The sequence below is a fragment of the Hymenobacter sediminicola genome, from assembly GCF_014250515.1.
Classification (GTDB): domain Bacteria; phylum Bacteroidota; class Bacteroidia; order Cytophagales; family Hymenobacteraceae; genus Hymenobacter; species Hymenobacter sediminicola.
The window spans coordinates 2,449,524-2,462,683 of record NZ_CP060202.1; the positions used below are offsets into that span (position 1 = coordinate 2,449,524).

General features: G+C 58.0%; 11 protein-coding genes. 4 read left to right on the forward strand and 7 right to left on the reverse strand.

All coding sequences use genetic code 11. The annotated features are described in order from the left end of the window. Positions 1-101: 101 nt before the first annotated feature. On the forward strand, positions 102-2,591 hold the full coding sequence (locus H4317_RS10385) for an outer membrane beta-barrel protein (RefSeq protein ID WP_185886413.1): 2,490 nt from the start codon (positions 102-104) through the stop codon (positions 2,589-2,591). 135 nt (positions 2,592-2,726) lie between these two features. Beyond that, positions 2,727-3,446 (forward strand): tRNA1(Val) (adenine(37)-N6)-methyltransferase, encoded by a 720-nt coding sequence (locus H4317_RS10390; protein WP_260625623.1) that lies wholly within the window; start codon positions 2,727-2,729, stop codon positions 3,444-3,446. A 25-nt stretch (positions 3,447-3,471) separates the two neighbouring features. On the opposite strand, the gene H4317_RS10395 is transcribed toward H4317_RS10390, so the two are convergent. From H4317_RS10395 to H4317_RS10405, 3 genes are read right to left on the reverse strand one after another with little or no spacing between them, the layout of a single operon-like run. Beyond that, entirely contained in the window at positions 3,472-4,170 is a 699-nt protein-coding gene (locus H4317_RS10395; RefSeq protein ID WP_185886414.1) for an ATP-binding cassette domain-containing protein, read from the reverse strand. Then, positions 4,163-5,107 carry a hypothetical protein gene (locus tag H4317_RS10400; protein WP_185886415.1) on the reverse strand — a complete coding sequence of 315 codons (945 nt, stop codon included), beginning with the start codon at positions 5,105-5,107 and terminating at the stop codon, positions 4,163-4,165. Before H4317_RS10400 ends, H4317_RS10395 begins: the two co-directional genes overlap by 8 nt. 57 nt (positions 5,108-5,164) lie before the next feature. Continuing rightward, the gene (locus H4317_RS10405; protein WP_185886416.1) at positions 5,165-6,544 is read right to left on the reverse strand and encodes a saccharopine dehydrogenase C-terminal domain-containing protein; all 1,380 of its coding nucleotides are present in this window, start codon (positions 6,542-6,544) and stop codon (positions 5,165-5,167) included. 287 nt (positions 6,545-6,831) lie between these two features. Here H4317_RS10405 and cdd point away from each other — a divergent pair, with 287 nt between their 5' ends. Both cdd and H4317_RS10415 read left to right on the forward strand, forming a co-directional pair. After that, positions 6,832-7,323 carry a cytidine deaminase gene (gene cdd / locus H4317_RS10410; RefSeq protein ID WP_185886417.1) on the forward strand — a complete coding sequence of 164 codons (492 nt, stop codon included), beginning with the start codon at positions 6,832-6,834 and terminating at the stop codon, positions 7,321-7,323. Between the two features lie 5 nt (positions 7,324-7,328). Further along, positions 7,329-7,982, forward strand: a complete 654-nt coding sequence (locus tag H4317_RS10415) for an alpha/beta hydrolase (protein WP_185886418.1) — start codon at positions 7,329-7,331, stop codon at positions 7,980-7,982. A gap of 62 nt (positions 7,983-8,044) precedes the next feature. On the opposite strand, the gene H4317_RS10420 is transcribed toward H4317_RS10415, so the two are convergent. From H4317_RS10420 to H4317_RS10435, 4 genes are all read right to left on the reverse strand, one after another. Beyond that, positions 8,045-8,791 carry an SDR family NAD(P)-dependent oxidoreductase gene (locus H4317_RS10420; protein WP_185886419.1) on the reverse strand — a complete coding sequence of 249 codons (747 nt, stop codon included), beginning with the start codon at positions 8,789-8,791 and terminating at the stop codon, positions 8,045-8,047. A 63-nt stretch (positions 8,792-8,854) separates the two neighbouring features. Continuing rightward, positions 8,855-9,679, reverse strand: a complete 825-nt coding sequence (gene porT, locus H4317_RS10425; protein WP_185886420.1) for a type IX secretion/gliding motility protein PorT/SprT — start codon at positions 9,677-9,679, stop codon at positions 8,855-8,857. After that, positions 9,628-10,356 carry a bifunctional demethylmenaquinone methyltransferase/2-methoxy-6-polyprenyl-1,4-benzoquinol methylase UbiE gene (gene ubiE, locus H4317_RS10430; protein ID WP_185886421.1) on the reverse strand — a complete coding sequence of 243 codons (729 nt, stop codon included), beginning with the start codon at positions 10,354-10,356 and terminating at the stop codon, positions 9,628-9,630. The genes porT and ubiE overlap by 52 nt, the downstream gene beginning before the upstream one ends. Before the next feature lie 127 nt (positions 10,357-10,483). Next, entirely contained in the window at positions 10,484-12,715 is a 2,232-nt protein-coding gene (locus tag H4317_RS10435; RefSeq protein ID WP_185886422.1) for an OmpA family protein, read from the reverse strand. Between the last annotated feature and the right edge of the window lie 445 nt (positions 12,716-13,160).

The following is a 13,160-nucleotide window of genomic DNA, read 5'->3' on the forward strand; positions in this document are numbered from 1 at the left end:
TCGCTGCTCCGGCCTTTCGGCCGCCTCTGCTACTCCGCTACCGTCTTCTAGCAGCTCATCCTTCCTTTCCTTCTTTTCACTAGCGACACGTCGTCTGGCTCATGAAAACCCTACTTACTCGGCTGCTTGGGCGGCTGGCCTTCCTTGTTATTGCTTTTCCGGTAGCTGTCTTTCCTGCGCACTACGCGGCGGCACAAGCTACCGGCGCGGTTCGCGGTTCGGTACAGGATGCTACGGGCAAGCCACTGGAGTTTGCTACGCTCACGCTGCATCGGGCCACCGATTCGGTAGTTGTAAAATCGGAGTTCAGCGACGAAAAAGGAGCGTTCCGGCTAGGTCCGGTAGCAGCCGGACGCTATCTGGTACTGGCCTCACAAGTAGGATTTGTGCGGCGCTGGAGCGCACCGGTAGAAGTGGCCGGCAGCGACGTGAGCCTACCGCCTCTCGCGCTGACAGCCAGCGGGGCCACTACCCTGAAGGAAGTGACAGTAGTAGGCCAGAAACCACTGTTTGAGCGCCTCGCCGACCGTACCGTGGTGAATGTGGAAGGTAGCACGCTGGCAGCGGGGGCCTCGTCGCTGGAGGTGCTGGGCCGTTCGCCGGGTGTGACGGTAGACGGCAACGACAACCTGGCCCTACGTGGCCGCCAAGGCGTGCTCGTGCTCATTGACGGCAAGCGCCAGCCCATGACGGGCACTGAACTGGCCGACTACTTGCGCGCCCTTCCCGCCGACCAAGTGAAGAATATTGAGCTGATAACGAACCCACCAGCGAAATACGACGCCCAGGGTAGTGCTGGCATTATTGCCATCAACCTTAAAAAGGACCAGCGCCTAGGCACCAACGGCACTCTCAATGCCAGCTACGGACGGGGGCAGTCCAGCGTTGATAAATACACAACGGGCCTTTCGCTCAACCACCGCCGCAAGGGCCTGAACCTGTTTGGGAGCTACACCTACGCCGACCGGGAGAACTTTGGGGACCTAATGATTCACCGGGACTTTTTCAGCTATCCGGACGGGCAGCGCACTTTCACGGGCAGCACCGAGCAGGACAACTTCAGCAAAGGGCGCGGCCGTTCCCACACCTGGAAAGCCGGCCTCGACTACGACCTGACCGAACGGACAGTGCTGGGCGCAACAGTAAGCGGCGTGAACTTTCGGTTCAACCAAGATGGCACCAACAACTCCGATCAGCTGGCCGCAAACAACAGCCTGCAGCGCCAGTATCAGTCGCTGAACACGCGCAGCATTGTGGCGCCCAACGTGGCCGGCAATCTAAACTTTCGCCATACATTCAAAGCCGATTCGGTGGGGCCGCGCGAGCTAACGGCCGACGCCGATGTGGCGCGCTACGACGCACGCCGCCTGCAGCAGCTGAATACGACTTACACCTTCCCCATTGATTCCCTCGATTTCCTCGACAGCAACCAGCACGGCCAGCTCGACATCTGGTCGGTGAAGGCAGACTACACGCAGTTGCTGAGCAAGCGCCTGACGATGGAAGCCGGCGGCAAAGTAAGCTGGGTGACGTCGGACAATGATCTGCTGTTCCGGATTCCGGGGCCGGACGGAGTAGGACTGGTGCGCGACGCCCGCCGCTCCAACCGCTTTCTGTACGACGAGAACATCAACGCAGGCTATGTAAATTTCAACTACACCAAGCCGGGTTGGACGCTGCAGGCCGGCCTGCGGGGCGAACAAACCAAGGCCACCGGCGTGCCCGAAGACCCAGACCAAGGCTTCGACCGCAACTACTTTCAGCTGTTTCCGAGCGCGGCAGTGAAGCGGGAGTTTTCTAAAACGCACGAGGTTTCTCTGTCCTTGAGCCGCCGCATCGACCGGCCGTCCTATGGACAGCTCAACCCATTCAAATCCTACATCGACGCAACAACTTATGGTGCCGGCAACCCCGATCTGCTGCCCCAGACGAGCTACAACTTTGAGCTTACGCACACTTTTCGCCAGAAATACAGCCTCGGGCTGAGCTACAGTGTCACGACTAACCCCATTATCGGGACGGTGCAGCCGGCACCGGAAGGTGGCCGGGCCGTCGTCTCAACGAACCAGAACTTAGGGCAGCAGCAGTACACGGCCCTCACCCTAACTGCTCCGCTGGAACTGGCCAAGTGGTGGAGCATGACCAATAACTTGGTGGTGTATTACAACCACTTCACCGGTGACCTGGCTGGCACGCGCCTCAATGCGGGCAAAGCGGCATATAACGTCAACAGCACTAGCTCTTTCACCATTGGCAAAGGCTGGAGCGCCGACCTAACTGCTTTCTACCAGTCGCCGGAAGTGTATGGTTTTTTTCAGGTGCGGCCACAGGGCCAGGTAACGGCCGGAGTTCAGAAGACGGTGTGGGACCGGAAGGGCACTCTAAAGCTGAACATGACGGATATCTTCTTCACCGACTATGTGCGTGCTACTTCCTCCTATGAGAACTATGTGGAGCGCTTCAATCAGCGCCGCGACTCCCGCGTAGCAACTCTTTCGTTCAGCTACCGCATCGGCAACGACAAGGTAGCACCTACCAAGCGCCGCTCAGGCGGAGCTGAGGAAGAGAAACGCCGTGCTGGCGGATCATAGCCAGCCTGCTCTGCGCAAAAAAAGCGGCAGCCAGGTAGGCTGGCGCTTTTTTTATGCGTGTTGCGGCCGGCCGGACGCTACTGATGTGGGCATAAAGCAGGACCTTTGCTCGTCTTCCTTTGTAGTTCGCGCCGAGTGGCCAATTCCTATTTCCAGTTCAAGCAGTTCCGCATCGAGCAGGGTGAGTGCGCCATGAAGGTGAGCACCGATGCCTGCGTACTGGGTGCCGCCGCCGACATTGAGGAGGCGCAGCGCATACTGGACATCGGTACCGGCACCGGGCTGCTGGCCCTGATGGCCGCCAAACGCAACACAAGCGCCCGGATAGAAGCCGTGGAACTGGAGCTGGCAGCGGCAGCCCAAGCGGCGGCCAATTTCGCGGCCAGCCCCTGGGCTGCGCGCCTTACGCTGCATGCGCAGCCACTGGCACGTTTCGCCGCCACTTGTCCGGCGCCCTTCGACCATATTCTCTGCAACCCGCCCTTCTTCCGCCACTCGCTCCGCTCCCCCAATGCGCAGCGGACCACTGCCCGCCACACCGCCGACGATACGCTTTCCTTCCCCGAATTAGCCCGCTTCGCGTCTGATTTTCTAACACCTGTCGGGCGTCTCACGGTACTGCTCCCACCACCGGAAATGCGGCACTTCGAGGAAGCTGCGGCTCAGGCCGGTTTGTGGCCGCTAACAAGGCTGGTGCTCCAGCACCGCGCCGGCAGTAAGCCGCTACGCCATATCACAGCTTTTTCGTGGCAAAAGCAGCCGGCTCAGCAGCATGACCTGTTGGTAAAAGATGACGTGGAGGAATACTCAGCAGCGTTTCGGACGTTGCTACAGGATTTTTACCTAGCGTTTTAGTAGAGAATCCTCCGGTATTTGCCCGTTACAGTGGCAGCAAGCGTTGTACCTGCGCCAGCTTATTCTGGTAGAAACCGTCGAGCAGGTCGGCCTGCACCTGGCCAAACTCGGCCGCCTGGTAGCGGCGGCGTACGGTACCATCAGCCAATACTGTGAGTTCGTCGCAGAGTTCGGTGAGGGAGCCCAGCAAGTGCGAGGTCAGCAGAATACCGGTACCTTGCCCGCGTAGCCGCCGCAGTATTTCCATCAGTAGCAGGTTGGTGTTGAGGTCAAGGCCGTTGAAGGGCTCATCCAGGATAAGGTAGCGGAAGGGCTGCACGAGGAGCGCCAGAAGTGCCAGCTTCTTCTTCATGCCCGCCGAATACTCCTCGGCATATTGGTCGAGCGGCAGCTCCAGAAGCTGATTCCAGCCCTCAAAATCAACTAAGGCTCGGCCACGGGCCTGCAGCGTAAACTCTAGGTACTCGCGGCCAGTGAGGCGCGGATAGAAGTACGGCTCGTAGGGCAGCAGGCCTGTACACGGGCGAATAGATAGGCCTGTAGTTTCGCGCACCGTGCCTTGGTAGTCATGGTACAGGCCGTAGAGGCAGTGCAGCAGCGTGGTTTTGCCGGCGCCATTAGCTCCCACCAAGCCATGCAGGGTACCAGGCCGCAGGTTCAGGCTGACATCGTGCAGCACATCGTGCGTGCCAAAAGCCTTGCGCAGGCCATTTACTTCAATCATGGCGAAAGGTGGAAAGCCGCTGCCGGCTTTTCCAGATAAGTCCGAAAAAAGCCACCGCCAGCAACGCCGGATATACCGGATGGCCGGCCGCCAGCACACTCAGAGCCAGCACTGCACCCTGCGTGAGCCGTACCAGCAGCGCGCTGGGGTAGAAGGCATAGCGGGCCAGCACCACCATCGTGAGCAATGCAGTTCCCCAGAGCATAAGCAATACCGCACCATCCGGCCCGGCGGGGCCGCTACTAAGCAGCCAAGCAAAAGGAGCCGCTGTCAGGCTGAAATAGAGGAGCGCCAGCCCCACCCGCCGCCGCAGCCATGCGCTTGGCTGCCGAAGTGCAGGCAGTAACAGCTCCCAGGGTTCCGGCGTGCCGTAGAGAGAGGCAAAAAGCACTGTCCAGATGCCAAATGCCACTGCCGGTGCCACCGAATACTGTTGCCACCATAAGGCCGTCCCCAGTAGCGCCAGCCACCACAGCCACGCACCAGTTTGCCGGAAGCCGCTAATCAGCTCCAACGCTTCGCTCCGCAGCAGGCTGCGCCGGTGCCGCGACGAAGTGTGGATCTGTGCAGCAGGTACCCAGGCACAAAATGGAGCAAGCCCTACAGTCAGCAGGCTAGCGCCTACCCTTCCGAACCCCAGCAGCGCACCAGCCGCCGGCAGGCTCCACAACGCATATTCGGCGGCCAGCCACCAGCGAAAACTAGGCGCGGCCAGGTGCAGGAAGGGCAGGTCGGAACGGCGACGGTGCTGGCTGAGTAGCAGTAGCACTACGAGCGGCGGCACCACCCATTGCCCGGCTGGATGCGGGGCCAATACGACGAAAGTTCGCGCTAGTGCTAGTAGCAGCATCGGCCCCAGCAGCACCATTCGCCACCACCCCAACTCCGCCAACAAGCGGCCCAGTACACGCAGCCGCAGCAATAGATAGGCAGTCATAGGTTTGGGAAGCAAGCAGAGCCTGCACAACGCCGAAACACGCTTTTTCGTCTGGATTTAGCGAGCAAATACGCTCCTAGAAGCCACGCTTTCCGTTTCCTCGAATCGAATACTGTAGTCGGCGGCCAGTTCCGCCAGAATGGGTGTGTACAGTTCCGGACTGGTTGGGATGACCACACCACGCCGGGACATTTCGCCTCGCGCCAGCCGCCGCACGGCCATTCCCAGCGGCAGACCCACGGTTTTGGCCATGGCGGTGTGTGTGGCATCATCACCTAGTACTACCAGAGAGGAGGTGCTGTTGTAAAGCACGCCTTGCAGCTCAAATTCAAATAAGTGCTGCATCACAATCATGTCATGGTCGTGAGGCTGTAGCTGCCATTTCTCGGTGAGCAGGCGCTCCAGCAACTGTGCGGGCGTCGCATTGGCCAGCCCCACAGGCTTATCGGTGAAGAGCTCAAGCCATTGCAGGCGCTGCATTTCGGGGCCGGCCAGCGGCAGGCCCAGGTAGTCGGCACACTGCACGGCCAGCTCGGTTTCGGACGCCGCTCGCGGCACCGCTACCGGCAGGTATGCCTCGATTAGTTCTCGCCAGGTCAGGTCAGCAGAGTTTCCGAGGTGCACGGAGTCGTCGGTGAGGCCTAAGCGCACGAGGGTGTGCCAAGCGGCGCAGTAGCCGGCCCGGCGCAGCGTGCCGCGCAGAATAGTCGGAATATCATCGAGACCGTAGGGCGCGCGGTAGCTGAGCGAGTCGCGGTTGGCATAGCCGTCGAAGCTGCCGTAGCCGGGCACTTCTATCGGCTCGGTGCGTGCAAAAAGGTGCTGGTACGGGATAAAGCGGGCCCGGCCGTTTTCGAGATACTTGGCCGTGCTCTGGCCAGCCAGCACTACGTTGCGCGGGTTCCAGGTGAACTTGTACTTCCACGGATTGTCACCCTCCGAATCGGGGGCCAGCAGCCCGCCGCAATAAGACTTGAATGAAGTGATACGTCCGCCCCGCGCCCTGATATGCTCTATCACGGCCATCGCCGACATATGGTCGAGGCCGGGGTCGAGGCCGCACTCCATGAGCAGCGTGACACCCGCCTGCTGCGCTTCCGCATGCAACTCCCGGATTTCCTCACTCACGTAGCTGGCCGTGGCTAGGTGCCGCCCCAGCCGCACGCAAGCATGCGCCACAGGCCCATGAAACAGCGCCGGCAGCATCGAAATAACAATGTCAGCGCCGGCTACCAGCTCCTCCAACCGGGCTTCATCCTGAATATCGAAGGCCACAGCACGAGCATATTCGCTGTGCGCGGCCAGTACCGGCACCAAGTGGGCCGGATTTACATCGGCTACCGTAAGCTGCCACTTTTCTAGGGGCGCGTAGCGGATCAGGTACTGAATGAGCGAAGAAGCCGAGCGGCCGGCACCAAGCAGGGTAATACGGGTCATCGGGGGAAATTGGGTGGGAAGGGACTATCAGCAGGAGCTGGGTTGCACGAAGCAAAGCTCCGGCTCAGCTGCCAAATCAGGCCCAATTCTAGCGAATTCCGGGGAGTATGGAAGGCTGTCGGCCGGCTTCTTCGGCCTTTTTGGCCCCTGCACTGGCTCTGGTTCACCTCTGCTTGTGGTGGCAGACTGCCGCGCATTCGTCCGTAAAGGAAATTGTAGTACATTCACCGCCCCTTATCCAACCGGGGCCGCCAGCGGTACCGGGCTTTCCTTTTCCTGCCTCCTCAATGGCCCATCCGCTCCACCTCACCATCAACGTCGAGGTTCTTACTGCAGCCGAACTAACACCCGCCGAAGCCGCTACCTGGCAGGCTGCCCGAGCCGCCACCGACCACGCCTACGCTCCCTACTCCCACTTCCACGTCGGCGCATCGCTACTACTTGATGACGGCACCATTTTCCGGGGTACCAACCAAGAAAACGCGGCCTTTCCGTCCGGCCTTTGTGCGGAGCGCACGGCACTATTTGGCCTGGCAGCTTCTCAGCCCGAGCGTCGCATTGTAGGCATGGCGGTAGCTGCCCGCCCCGCTTCCGGCGACTTTGTGGCCGTGACGTCGTGCGGGGCCTGCCGACAGGTGATGGCCGAGTATGAGCACCGCCAGCAGCAGGCCATTCCGTTGCTGCTGCCCGGCCCCAACGGCAGCATCTACCGTTTCCGCAGCCTCTCCGACCTGCTGCCCTTCGGCTTTACTGCCGACGATTTGCCGCAGAAAGGCTAATCTGGATGGCGCAGGAACACCACTTGGCTGTCACGCGCACGGCTCGCTACTTTCAATTGGGCGAGTTGTCGGCCAGCACCCGGCAGGTGTGGTTCGTGTGCCACGGCTACGGGCAATTGGCGCAGTACTTCATCCGGCACTTCGCGGCCGTCACCGCCGCCGACCCTACGCTGGTGGTTATTGCGCCCGAAGGCCTGTCACGGTTCTACCTGCAGGGCACCGGCGGCCGAGTGGGAGCTACCTGGATGACGCGCGAAGACCGGCTCACAGAAATCGATGATTACGTTGCGTATCTGAACCAACTGGCCTCATCCATATTGGCAGCCGTGCCGACTAATGCACACGTGACGGTGCTAGGCTTCTCGCAGGGCGCCGCTACCGTAAGCCGCTGGCTGGCCCGGGCCGCTTTCCGCCCGGCCCGGCTCATCCTCTGGGCCGGCGCCTTCCCGCCCGACATGGATTTCACGGTGGCTTCGCACCTGCTACAGGGCCTGCCGGTTACGTTAGTTTGCGGCGACGAAGACGAATTCATCACGCCAGAAGACGTGGAAAAGCAGCGCGCATTTCTGCGGCAACTGGGTGTAGAGCCGCTGGTTATCGGCTTTGCCGGCAAGCATACCCTGCATCCCGGCGTGCTGCAGCAGCTGGCGGCTTCATGAATAAGTAAAACCGACGAAAAAGCGCCGGCCCCAAAGGCCGGCGCTTTTCTGTTTGGGGTGTTCTACTGCTTACGGATAGTAGTGGCGGCCCCTTGCGCGGTCGGGAACAGCAGTACTTCGGCCACATTAACGTGCGGCGGGCGCGTCACCATGAACTGGATTACGTCGGCTACATCTTCGGGGCGTAGCGGTTCGAAGCCGTTGTAGACCTGTTCGGCCCGCGCTTCGTCGCCTTTGAAGCGCACGTTGGAAAACTCTGTTTCCACGGCTCCGGGGTTCACTTCTGCCACGCGGATATTGTGCGGCAGCAGATCCAAGCGCATCGTCTTCGTCAGCATCGATACGGCGGCTTTGGAAGCGCAATACACGTTGCCATTGGCATACGCCTCCGAGCCGGCCACGGACCCGATATTGATAATGTGGCCTACTTGGCGGCGCGTCATGGCGGGCAATACAGCGCGACTCACATAGAGCAGGCCTTTCACATTGCCGTCGAGCATGGCATCCCAATCGGCCGGGTCGCCGTCCTGCACTGGCGCCAAGCCGTGGGCATTGCCGGCGTTATTGATCAGGACGTCAACAGCAGCAAACTGGGTAGGCAGGCTCGCTACTGCCTCCTCTACGGCAGTTCGGTCGCGCACATCAAACGTCAGGATATGTACTGGTGTGCCGCTCAGTTCCAGCGCCAGTTCCTCCAGCCGCTCCCGGCGGCGCCCTGTCACAACCAGTTGAAACCCGGACTTAGCTAAGGCTACCGCCGTTGCGCGGCCAATTCCTGACGAAGCGCCGGTAATAAAAGCAGTTTGCATGTTTTCAGATAAAGGGTTGCAAAAAGACCGTCTTGCGGGACGGTCTTTTGGGTAATCAGTCTTCTATTCGAAAGTCAGGTACAGCGTCACTGTATTACTTTTGAGGCTCTGCAGACTGCGGCTGTATACGTTGTCCTCAGGCTGATACTGGTTGCTCAGGCCGTGCGAAAAGCGCAACTCAGGCGCAAATTTAAAAAACGGATAGAACAGGTCCAGCCCTACGCCATACTCAATGGCCATATCGCTACGAGCCGTTGTGAGTTGGTTCTTCAAGGGGTCTTTTCGGCGGTTGCCCACGCTTACGCTGGGCTTGAGGCCACCTACCACATACACGCGTGTGTTGCGTCGCCGCTCCGAATGAAACTTGAGCAGGACCGGAAAGTCTACTTGCGTGGCTCCGACCTCCTGAGTAGTTATTTCGGCCGGATCATCTTCGTTTGTCGGATCGGGCGCGTAGCCAGCTGGCTTGAACTCGATTTGCCGCGTGATGAAGCTAACCCCCGGCGCAAAACGCAGATTAAAATAATCACCCAGCCGCGCGTCGCCCACAAACCCGACTGCGAAGCCGGGGCTGCTGATGGCATTAGCCGTCACGCCACGGTTGGTGCCTTGGTTGGTGATGTAGGCCGGTGACTGCTCCAGCTTATAGCGCGAAAAATGCGGCGCAATGTAGAAACCTGGGTGAAACCATTTATCGTCGTAGCCGGGCAGGTTCTCCACCGTAATGGATTTGACCTTGCCGCCTTTGCCACGGCTGGCGCTGGCACGGCTTTTTTTCTGGGCCACTGTGCTCAACGGCACAGCCAGGGCCAGTAGCCCCAGCAATGCGAAGCGGCCTATTTGTGCGCGGTGTAAATGGAGCTTATGCCGAACGTGAGGGGTTGCCATGCGGGAGAAGTAAAGCCAACCTGCCGGAGAATAGCCAGAAAGTCGGGACCGTCCGGGAAAGCCTGCACCGATTCGGGCAGGTAGGTATAGGCGGCGCGGTCTTTGGAAATCAGTTTACCGAACACCGGCAGAATATGCCGGAAGTAGAAGTTGTAGGCCTGCTTCATAGGGAAGGCCGTGGGCTTGGAAAACTCCAGTATCACGAGTTTGCCACCCGGCCGTAGTACTCGCCGCATTTCGGCAAGGCCAATGGCCAGGTTTTCGAAGTTGCGCACCCCAAATGAAGCCGTTACGGCATCGAAGTGGTTATCGGGGAACGGCAGGTTTTCGGAGTCGCCCAGTTCCAGCTGGATCCGGTTGGTGAGTCCTTTGGCCTGCAGCTTGCGGCGCCCCACCTCCAGCATACCTTCCGAAATATCTACGCCCGTTACCTGCGCATCCTTCGAAGCAGCACGCAGTGTTTCGATGGCGAAGTCAGCAGTACCGGTGGCTATGTCCAGAATGCGGGCCGGGCGAAGTTGCTTCAACTCCCCTACTGCTTTGCGGCGCCAATAGATATCCGTGCCAGCACTCAGGAAGTGGTTCAGGAAGTCGTATTTCCCGGCAATGCTATTGAACATCTGCGCTACCTGCGACTTTTTGCCGGCGGTGTCGTCTTTATAGGGTACTACGGCCATGGTTCTGGGTCGAACAACGAGAATTCAGGGGCAAAATTGCCCAAACATAACGTGGGTTGAGCCATTATGTTGAAAAAAAACGGGCCGGACAAATTGCCCGGCCCGTTTTCTAGCGGTTGAAAGCGGCTTAGTCGTTGTCCGTCTTCACTTTGGTCTTTTCGCCATTGGCATCTTTGGTCTTGGCATCGATGGTACCGTCTTTGGTCTTGGTCTTCGATTCCTCGCCGTTAGCGCCTTTGGTTTTCACTTTTACTTTGTCGCTGTCCTCGTCCACTTTGGTTTTCACCTTGGTGCCGTCGGCCATCTTCACCTTGCTTTTGCCAGGTTGCAGCGGCGTAGTACGGGCCGGAGCAGCAGAAGTCGGAGCAGGCGTGGTCATGGTTGGCATAGCTTCGCCTTCCTTCAGAATCACGCGGAATTCAACGCGGCGGTTAAGCTGCATGTTCTCCGGCGAATCATTGCCGGCAGCCGGACGACGCTCACCGTAGCTAACCGTTACCATGCGCGTTTCGCCGATACCTTGCTTCTTCAGGTAGTTATAAGCGGCGTCAGCACGGTTCTGGCCCAGTACCATGTTGTACTCGTCAGTGTTGCGCGAGTCGCAATGGCCTTCGATGGAGATGTTTACGCCGGGGTTAGCCTTCAGAATCGAGGTGATGTTGTTCAGCTCAGTAATAGACTCCGGACGCAGCTTGTATTTGTCTGTGTCGAAATAAATTTTCTTAAAGGCAAACATGCCTGTTGCACTCGTGTCGATGTAGTCAACATAGAAATCCTTGTTGATTACAGTCGAGTCGTTAGTCGACACAGGTATTGCGAATTCCTCGGTACCTACGTTCTGGCCATCTTTCGACAGCGCTACTTGGTAGGTACGGCCCGAAAGCACACTTACCTGATAGTCACCGGTTTCAGGCTTGGTGATGTCGCGGTAGCTAAGTGCCGTTTTATCGGCTTGCGTGCCACTAAACACCAGCTCTACACCCGGAATAACAGTGCTGTCACGCTTGGTGTACACCTTACCACGGATGATGGCGTTTTTGATGTAGTTGATAGTGTAGATATCCTTTTCACCGTAGCCACCGATGCGGTACGACGACAGGTAGGCATACGAACCATCTGGGCTCAGGCGGTAATAAGTATCGTCATCTGGTGTGTTTACAGGGTAGCCCATGTTTTCAGGACGGCCCCATTTGTTGCCAACCGAGTCAAACTCCGACTTGAAGATGTCGTAGCCGCCCATGGTATTGTGGCCACGCGAAGCAAAGTACAGCGTCTTACCGTCCTTGCTCAGGTACGGGCTATCGTCGTCATACTTCGTGTTGATGCCGGTGCCTACCGATTTGGCTTCACCCCAGTCACCACCCTGCTGGCGGGTAGCGTAGTAGATGTCCAGCGTGCCGTCTTCAGAATACTTGCCCGTGGAGAAGTAAATGGTGCGGCCGTCTGGCGTGATATACGCATCCGACTCGAAAGCCTTCGAGTTGATGTTGTCGTTGAGCTTCTTTGGCTCCGTCCAGTCCGCGCCTGACTTCTCGGCATACATGATGTCGCCGTTCTCATCGTTGCGGTACATCAGCAGCTTCGTGTCGTTGTCGAAGACTTGGATGGAAGCGTCGTGGCCTTTGCCATTGAGCACGGAGCTCAGCGAGCGAGGCTTCTCCCAGTTTTCATCATCGATGCGGGTAGCCTCATAGATGTTCTCGTAGTACTGACCGTCAGCAGCAAGGTTTTTGTCCTTCTTCTTGCCTTTCGCATCATCCGCTACCGGAATGTTGCTCATGTTGTCAGAACGCGACGTGAACAGCAGCAGCTTGTCGTCTTGCGAGATAACTGGGCTGTGCTCTGAGTACGGCGTATTGATGGTCGGGCCCAGGTTTTTCACGAAGATGTCCTTGGGGCTGTTGAACTGCACCTTGGCATTCTTCGAGTGCTGGATCAGCTGGGCAAGCTCCGCTTTGCGGGTGTCCTTCTGTTTCAGCGTAGCGTTGTACGCCTGGTAGTGCGAAATAGCCTCATCAAAGTTGTAGTTGAGGTGATCCACACGGCCCAGCCAGTACTCCACGTCTTTCGAAACCTTGGGTTTCAGCTTCTGCGCCTTATAGATATAGTCGCTGGCTTTCTCTTTGTCGAATGACATGTAGGAAATGCCGGCGCGGAACAGGGCTAAGGCGTTGTTGGGCTCCTTGGCCAACACTTGCTCGTAGAAAGGGATGGATGCCCGGTAGTTCTCTTGCTCAAAGAACTTATTTGCAGTCTTCAGCTGCTTCCGCACGCTCTGGGCCAGCGCGGGCTGGGCCACGGCCGCGGTAAGAGCGAAGGCGCAAGAGGCTTTCAATAACCTTCTGACTAAGTTGTCCATTTTAGGAGGGGTTTGAGGAATAAGGAGTTGCAGAGGAGATTCCCGAGAACGGAAGGCAACCTGTTGGTGCTGTGCTTTGCGTAAGATGCCTCTTATACTGAAAACACGTTCTAGGGTTAAGCAGGGAACTATTTTTTTCGCGACGAAAATGCTTCAACGTACCAGTGTACGCTACTTCACATTGTTCTCCTGCTAGTGCGTAAGGCGTCAATTTGGGGGCAAAGATAGAAATTTTATAATACCACCTCAATCTTATCCAATTGACGCAGAATTTTACCGGAGAAAATGTTCAAAATCATAATTGGAAGTCGTTTGCTGCCTTTCAGCAAAGAATGTGAAGCACGCAAATATAGAGGCGCTTTGTATACTACAAGAATTTCAATCAAAAATTTATATTCCATTTACGCTATTCGGAAGTAGCGTTTGCAAACCATATACCTTTGCA